Origin of the sequence: uncultured Porphyromonas sp. (assembly GCF_934359325.1) — a bacterium.
Lineage (GTDB): Bacteria > Bacteroidota > Bacteroidia > Bacteroidales > Porphyromonadaceae > Porphyromonas_A.
The window spans coordinates 1-7,958 of record NZ_CAKRLH010000070.1 but is presented as its reverse complement, the minus strand read 5'-3'; the positions used below and the strand labels follow the sequence as shown (position 1 = coordinate 7,958).

Annotated in this window: 8 protein-coding genes; all 8 read right to left on the bottom strand. The window is 58.5% G+C overall.

The window, feature by feature from the left end; genetic code table 11:
* Nucleotides 1-127: 127 nt before the first annotated feature.
* Nucleotides 128-2,404 (bottom strand): family 20 glycosylhydrolase, encoded by a 2,277-nt coding sequence (locus Q0F21_RS04010; protein WP_297237626.1) that lies wholly within the window; start codon nt 2,402-2,404, stop codon nt 128-130.
* Between the two features lie 104 nt (nt 2,405-2,508).
* Nucleotides 2,509-3,558, bottom strand: a complete 1,050-nt coding sequence (locus Q0F21_RS04005) for an aminotransferase class I/II-fold pyridoxal phosphate-dependent enzyme (RefSeq protein ID WP_297237624.1) — start codon at nt 3,556-3,558, stop codon at nt 2,509-2,511.
* Between the two features lie 80 nt (nt 3,559-3,638).
* Nucleotides 3,639-4,082, bottom strand: coding sequence for an OsmC family protein (locus tag Q0F21_RS04000; protein WP_297237623.1), 444 nt, complete (start codon nt 4,080-4,082; stop codon nt 3,639-3,641).
* Between the two features lie 129 nt (nt 4,083-4,211).
* Entirely contained in the window at nt 4,212-4,625 is a 414-nt protein-coding gene (locus Q0F21_RS03995) for a hypothetical protein (protein ID WP_297237621.1), read from the bottom strand.
* A 135-nt stretch (nt 4,626-4,760) separates the two neighbouring features.
* Entirely contained in the window at nt 4,761-5,141 is a 381-nt protein-coding gene (locus tag Q0F21_RS03990) for a DUF2752 domain-containing protein (RefSeq protein WP_297237619.1), read from the bottom strand.
* Between the two features lies 1 nt (nt 5,142).
* A complete protein-coding gene (locus Q0F21_RS03985; protein WP_297237617.1) occupies nt 5,143-5,616 on the bottom strand; it encodes a CD225/dispanin family protein in 474 nt (157 codons plus the stop codon).
* 84 nt (nt 5,617-5,700) lie between these two features.
* A complete protein-coding gene (gene hemN, locus Q0F21_RS03980; RefSeq protein WP_297237616.1) occupies nt 5,701-7,068 on the bottom strand; it encodes an oxygen-independent coproporphyrinogen III oxidase in 1,368 nt (455 codons plus the stop codon).
* On the bottom strand, nt 7,058-7,958 hold a 901-nt coding region (locus Q0F21_RS03975; protein WP_297237614.1), incomplete at its 5' end, for an MFS transporter. The genes hemN and Q0F21_RS03975, both read right to left, overlap by 11 nt.

The following is a 7,958-nucleotide window of genomic DNA, read 5'->3' as shown; positions in this document are numbered from 1 at the left end:
GGGTAAGAAAGTGGTTACTCATGTGTTGATTGATTTTGTATATAAGTTTTGTAGTTTTATTCTGGAGCAAATTTAGGAAAAAAGTCGGTAGTCTCAAGTCTTAAGGTACTCACATGGTCCGCTCATTTTACCAGACGACCAGCTCATCTGCGAAGAGGAATCGCCCACGCTGCGCCTCCTCGTACCGGATCCTAAGGTAGCGGCAGGTGGTGCGGGGGTAGAAGGTGAAGGTCTCGAAGTGGAGCTTCCGGTCCGCCGGGTCAAGCGTGGACTCGATGCGATCCACCACCGTCCACTCCTCGCCGTCGTTGCTGACGGAGAGCTCTACCCACTCGGGGGCGTAGATCCCGGGGATCGTATTGTGCATGCAGCGGGTGGAGACCTTACTGATCAGCGTCTCCTCGCCCATGTCGAGTATACCGATATTGGATGGGGTGACGATGTTGCCGTACCAGCGTCCGTCGCCAAAGGAGACTGACCCACGGTAGCCATCCGTCAGGACGGTCTCAAAGCCCCCACCGTCGTACTTGCCCTCCACGAGCGTCTCCCACAGGATCGGCTTGCCGATGGCGCGGTGGTGGTCTACCCGCAGCGTGACGGGGTCGCCTACCGGCTCACCGTCGCGGAACTGCCGGACCACGATGTCGGCGCTGTCCCGCACCTCGATCGTCTCGTCCTCCCGGATCTGCGGGTCACTCATCTCGGGGACCTTGCCATCGACTCGGTACCTCATCTCGCAGGGATCTAGCTCCGTAGTCCAGCGGACGCGGGTGAGACCGGCATTCTGGTCCACCTCGGTCTCGGATCGAAGTCCATTGGTCAGATCATATGACTGTATGCCCCGCTTGTGGAGCAGTGGGATGTGCCGATTGACCCGTATGCGGAAGTCCTCCCACGACCGCTTTTGCTGCGGTGTCCAGCCGATCTCGGCGATGGCGAGTAGGCGTGGGAATATCTTATACTCCAGTGCATCATTCGTCTTGACATACTCCGTCCACATATTTCCCTGCACTCCCAGCACCAGCGCACCTTCTTCAGGGGTAAGCTCCTCCGGCACCGGGTCGAGGGCGTAGGTCTGTGCGAGGTCGCAGTAGCCCTCGTTGCTCTCGTAGTCGACTGAAAGCGGATCCTCCTGATAGTAGTCAAGATAGCACTGTGGACTCGGGGTCATGATCACCTGATGCCCGCTGCGGACGGCACGCAGTCCGCCCTCCATTCCTCTCCAGGACATAACGATCGCACCCGGTGCCAGACCTCCCTCCAGGATCTCATCCCAGCCGATGAAGTGTCGCCCGTCCTGCTCGATCATCTCGCCCATACGGTGGATGAAGTAGCTCTGCAGCTCATCCACGTCCTTGAGCTTAGCACGGCGCATTACCTCGCGGCACTTAGGACAGCTCTTCCATGCCTGCTTGCCCGCCTCGTCCCCGCCGAGGTGGATGTAGGCGGAGGGGAAGATATCGTACACCTCGCTCAGCACGTCGCGGAGGAACTCGTAGCTCATCGGGTTACCGATGCAGAAGTCACTCTCTCCCCGGCGAGCTCGCCCGCTGCAGCTTAGCATCGGATAGGCATGCAGTACCTCCTCGCTGTGCCCCGGCATCTCGATCTCCGGGATCACCGTGATCCCTCGGGTGGCAGCGTAGGCAACGATCTCCCGTGCCTGCTCCTGGGTGTAGTACCCTCCGTAGGCACCTGGCGTCCCCTCCTTCGCATAGCGCCGGTCGCCCTCTATCCACCACTTTACCCAGTCGCTCTCGGTGCGATAGGCGGTCCGCTCAGTGAGGCGTGGGCGGCTCTTGATCTCCAAGCGCCAGCCACCGGCATCGGTGAGGTGCCAGTGGAGCCGATTGAGCTTGTACCGCTGCATCTCATTGAGCAACTTTTTCACCTCCTCCACACCGAAGAAGTGGCGGCTCTCGTCGAGCATCAGTCCGCGGTACTCAAGCCGTGGCTTGTCCTTAATCTCCACCGTAGGGATCCCTGTCGGCAGGATCAGCTGGCGGAGCGTCTGGATGGCGTAGCCGATCCCATCCTCATCGGCAGCGGTGATCCGGATGCCGCCTCGCTTGACAGAGAGGGTGTAGGCACCGGGGGTGGTCAGCTCCTTCTTGTCTATCGTACAGACGACTGACCCATAGGTGTACTCCGGCGTCAGCTCCAGCGTTGGCAGCCCCGCCTTGCTGAGGTCGGCATTGAGTCCCTCGACAAGCACCCGGTTGCGCTCATCTGACGAGGGGAGGACGATCGTGTGCCCCTTGGTGAGCGGCACCACGCCACCATCCTGCCAGACCACCTCTTCGGGCATCGGAAGCAGGGCAGGGTAGTCGGACGACTTACCCCCGAGCCGACAGCTCGATAGGATGAGGATAAGTAGGGTGAAAGTGATCGCCGGATGTCTCATGGTCTCTATGGTAATGGGATAAAAAAGAAGTGTACACCCCCATCCGCCTAAGGTCTCGCCTTGCGATCGGGGTGCACACTCATGATCAAATCAGTGTCGTCGCCTCAGAGGGTTGCGTGGTCTGCCTCAGCCCAGCCTCTGAGCCCCTCGATGAGGGCGTCGTTCTCCGCCTGATGGGGGAGGGGGGCGATGCGCAGCTCGTTGCCATGGATGTCTATCCCCTTGGCTGCTGTACCGACGAGGATATGATGCTCCTTGAGCAGGAACTCCGCCACCTGCTGAGCGGGACTGCTGCACTCGACGATGAAGAAGGGAGCATCACTGAGCCTGCTCTCAAATCCCTCGATCTTGTCGATCTCCTTGGCGAGCAGTCGTGCGTCCCTCAGCCACTTACGTATGGGAATCGTGAAGGAAGCAGGATGCACTAGCACATAGTGAACCGCCTCCAGCGCAAGCGAACTGATCCCCGTCGGGACATAGTCCTCCCTAAGGCCGTTGATGAAGTCCGGTCGGGCGCAGATATAGCCGACGCAGAGACCGGCGAGATTGTAGGCACGGGAGAAGGAGGAGAGCACCACCAGATTGGGATACTTCTGGATGTCCGACTCCTTCAGTGTCTCCTCGAGGACATACTTCCGCATTGAGAGATCGACGATGATCGTGGTGTCGGGATGATTCTTGAGGAGCGAGAGGAGATCTCTGTGGCGATATACTTTACCGTCCGGATTGCTCGGCACGGAGAGCCAGACAAAGTCGATCCCCTCCGTCACCAGGTCGGAGAGCTGAGCGCCCTCGGGTGCCTCCGTCACTACGTGTCCTGCGTGGTGAAGTGCCTGGCGGAACTCCATCCCCGTCGGCGGAAGGATCAGTGAGCGGGCTCCGCGGTGTGCGTCGGCGATCAGCCGAACCGCACCATCACCACCGTCGGTGATGAGAAGCTCGTCCTCGTCGATCTCCAGCCGACGCGAGAGCAGGCGGGCGATTCGGGTGCTGCTGTCACCAGGTGCCTTGGAGATCAGATCGATCTGATTGACCAAGTGCTCCTTGATCGGATCGAGTCGCGCACCCTGCCACTTGAGGGTGCTGAAGTCGAGTACCACCTCCTCTTCCTTCTCCTGCTCTCTGGAAGCAGATCCCTTAGCCATATGAGTCATAAGTCGTATGAGTGAGATTCTATTATTATCTTAGCTCAAAGGTACCAATAATCGGTCACTCGCTCATCACTCTCTCCTCCTCAGCAGCAGATGTCCCGCTGCTTCTTGATCAGGTCGAGGTGAACCTCGGTGCCCTGGATGAGCGTCTGAGCGATGGGGCAGTGGGCTTCGGTCATCTCCAGCCAGCGGCGCTTCTGGTCGGCATCGGCCTCGAGGTCTGCCTCCATACGGATGTCGATCCTCCGGATCGCAGGTCCCAGCTCAGGCTCCAGCTCGCCGATGACAGTCAGACGGAGGCTCCGCAGCTCGATGCCGATGCGCTCGGCGGCACGATGGGCGACAACATTGACGCAGCCGGCGAGGGCACCAAGGAGTACCTCCACGGGATTGGCCGCCTCATCGGTACCGCCTTCGTTGGTCGGTTCATCGGTATGAAATACAAATTGCCGGACCTTGATCTCGGTGCGACAGTCGGTCTCTGAGGTGGCTCTCGCCACCAGCTTGATGGTGTTTCTTTCGTTCATATCTGTGTGATTGCTCATTTATTTCTGTCTCAAACATACCACTAATTCCCCCAATGCGCCCCTTGATCCATAAAGAGAGCACCGTAGACAGTCGTCTGCGGTGCTCTCTTCGGCTTTTAGCTCTATGGGTTATTTCTTCTTGATGAAGTCTACCTTCAGCTTCTTGGTGAAGAAGTAACCTGTAAGGGTATTCTCTGAGGTCCTGGTGAGGTCAAAGGAGAGGACTCCCGGCTGTGCGTCCCACGCCTTGTCGAGACTGAGGGTCGCTTTCGGGTGCTTGTAGATGTACGTGCCGGTGCGACTTTTGGCACCCAGATTGCCCGCCATGCTCGTGATGGTAAAGCGGTTGTTGGCATCGAAGGTGAGCACCCAGGCGATGGGGTCGATGTCTGTCTTATTGTCCTTTACCTTCGCCTCCCACTCGGTATTGGCGAGCGGGGAAGCATTCTCGGGGATGTTTTCATCATCCTCCTTGCACGAAGATGCGAAGAGGGTGAGACCGATGAGTGCCATAGTGGCAACGAGAATATTCTTGACTTTCATGATCTTGCTGTTTTAGTGAAACAATTACGTCACAAATGTCTGATATAATCGTCACTGAGCCAAATCTTTGCCGTTAAATAGTCTTGTGATCTGTCACTAAACCTTGTAGTGGAGCGATTTGTCCTCTCCAATGGGTCACGCCACGATGTTGCGACCGATCCAGAAGAGGACGATCACCACGAGTGCCACAACGGATGCCCTGTAGCCGTAGAGCCGCTCGCGCAGTCGGGCACCTATATCTGAGCGGTGCGACAGAGGCTGTAGGATCAGCCCGGCGAGGAGGTAGGGTAGGGCGATGACGAGGAGGGGATTCATCCTCCAGGCGCCGGCGATGTCGAGATTGAGTAGACGATGGATCGCTCGCTGGGAACCGCATCCCGGACAGAGGTAACCCGTGAGGAGCCGGAAGGGACACCTCGGGAAGATCGGCACCACGGCGGGGTCGAGGTACTTGTAGGCTACGGCGATCCCCGCGAGGAGTATAACGATCAGGATCGGGCCTACCCGTCGGCGCATCTCAGAACTCGCTAATGGAGGACAGGCTAATGCTGGACAGGGCACCCATCAGTGCCAGGATGGCGTAGACCCCCACCACAGCAATGCCGCACCAGAAGCCGTAGGTGACCCACTGCTTCGCCTTGGCGGAAAATTCGTTAGCTGCGGCGATATTTCCGCTCGAGAAAGCACTATTTGCCTGTACCGAGTAGACGATCCCGAGGATCCCGAAGACCATGCAGCAGAAGAGTGTCACCAGGATCGACTCCACGAGATAGTCCTTGGGCTTAGTACCGACAGTCTGCCCCTGAGTCGGTGGAGGCACAGGTCCCGCGGGGACAAGTACTCCTGAGAGCTCGGGCAGGTCGCCCGCACGGATCCAGTCGGGGAGTCCCTCTCTCCAGACAAGGGTCTGCGGGGTTACTCTTCCTCTGAGCTGTTCGATCGGGAGTGGCCCTTGCTGCTCATTTCCATTCAGTATGTAATACTCTGACATAAGGTTTTGTTGCGATGAATTTGTTCAAGCCTGAGAGCAAAGTTAGGAATAATCGACACCACTGCCACTAAGGGAAGAGCCTGCTCACACCGGCTTGGAGAAGCGCTTATCCGTCTGCTGCATCAGGGGATCGAGTGAGGCGGCCACGTAGCGCACGTAGGGCGAGCCGATAGGCAGCTCGATCCCCTCCGGAGTCAGCCTCAGCAGTCCGTCAGCCGCCATCTCATGCAGCTTGTCACGGTCGTAGACCACTGCCTGCATAGTCTCCTCTGCAGTTATGCCGAGCCGCTCAGCCACTTCGCTCCACCGGAGGCGGTAGTTGCACATCAGCGTCTCGATCACCTCTCGGACGATCTGCTCTTGTGAAGAGAGCAGGTAGCCCCTATCGGTGTAGAGTCGCCCGGCACTAAGGGTGTCGATGTACTCGGTGATGTCTCGCCCATTCTGCGCGTAGGCGGTGCCGAGCTGGCTAATGCCGGTGACGCCGAGAGCGTAGACCTGTGCCGTGGTCCTGAGGGTGCAGTACCCCTGGAAATTTCGTCTCAGTCGTCCCTCATCGAGTGCTATGCTTAGCTCGTCAGATGGGAGGACAAAGTGATCCATCCCGATGGATCTGTAGCCCTCGCTGTGGAGTATGTCGGCAGCGCGGTGGTACATAGCTTGTTTTTCTTCCGGCTCCGGGAGTCCGGCTCGCTCTAAGATCAGCTGCCGCTTATGCACCCATGGCACGTGACCGTAGCTAAAGGTGACTATCCGCTCCGGATGGATCTCTGCCGCCATCCGGACAGATCTCGCAAAGCTCTCCGCCGTTTGGTGCGGCAGGCCAAAGAGGAGATCCATATTGACCGTCGCACCCGCATCGTGCAGCATCGACACGATCTCGCCGACCGGGAGGAGTGGGGGCTCACGGTGGACGATCCGGAGCACCTCCTCGTCGAAGTCCTGCACCCCGAGGCTGTAGCGACTGAAGCGACAGTCGATCAGCTCTGCCCAGGCACGCTCATCGAGGTAGCCGGGATGGCACTCGATCGCGATCTCCGGTCGGTCGATCGTCTCCATAAGGGAGAGGAGGTGCTCATTGAGCTCGCGGAGGTAGTGGACGGGTATGGCAGTGGGACTGCCGCCACCATAGTGGATCTGTGAGATCTTGCGTCCCGGTGTGAGGTGCGTGGCGATCAGGTCGATCTCTCTATGGAGCGCTTCCACATAAGCCTCTATGCGATCCGGGCGAGCCATCGGGTAGGAATTGCAGGCGCAGAAGTGGCAGAGCTGGCGACAGAAGGGGATGTGGATGTAGAAGGAGACGTGGTTGTCCGAGGCACTATTGGATGCTTCTACGGCAGCGAGGAACTCCTTTGGCTCAATGCTGTGGAAGAAATTGGCAGGCGGATAGCTGGTGTAGCGGGGGACAGGTTGATTGTACTTCTCGAGGAGGGTATCGCTATTTTTCATTCTTAAAGACAAGATGTATATAGATAAGTGAGATGAGCGCCAGAAGTACCGCAAGAGCAAAGAGTCCACTGTAGCCGGTGTGGTCTGCGACCACGCCACCGAGGATCGCCATCCCCATACCGCAGAGGTGGGTGATCACGATCTGCACCGTGAAGTCCGTCCCCTCGCGTCCCGCACGCAGAGTCTCCATGGAGGAGACATAGACAACGACCGTTGCGCTCCCGTAAGCCGCCCACAGCAGCATCACACCGATACTCACGAGGAGCGTACTGACCTCGACCTGTGTCAGTATGAGGAAGTAGAGTGTGGCGACCAAGATCAGTGTGGCAAAGTACTTCCGAGCCCGATAGATCCCGATGCGACGGACGATGAAGCCAGCGGCGATCGAACTGACAAAAGCAGTCCCGGTGCCGAGTAGTCCGCTCAGGACGCCGATGGAGCCCATATCAAACCCCTGGTCCACCAACCACGGACGCAGCATAGGCAGTATCGCCATCAGTCCCGAGTAGAAGAGTAGGAGGAAGAGCACTTGGCGCCAGATCCCCTTACGGGAAAAGAAGAGGGCGAAGTCACCGATCCCGGCTCGTCGCTTGGGATCTTTTTTCTCAAATGAGATCTGCCGCTCCAGCCCTAAGGGTACCAGCGCCAGCAGCACGAAGAGTGCCAGGCAGAGCAGGACCACCTGCCAGCCGTACCGATGCAGGACGACCAGGAGCAGCCCGCTACCGACCAGCGTGCCGGCGAAGCTTCCTGAGGACTGCATCGTATTGACGAGGCTCTTGTCGCGCCCTCCGTAGCTCAGCGCTGCGAGGGAGTCGGTGGCGATGTCTTGTGTCCCCGAGGCAATCAGCGCCAGGATGATCAGCCCGAGGATCAGGTAGATATCTGTG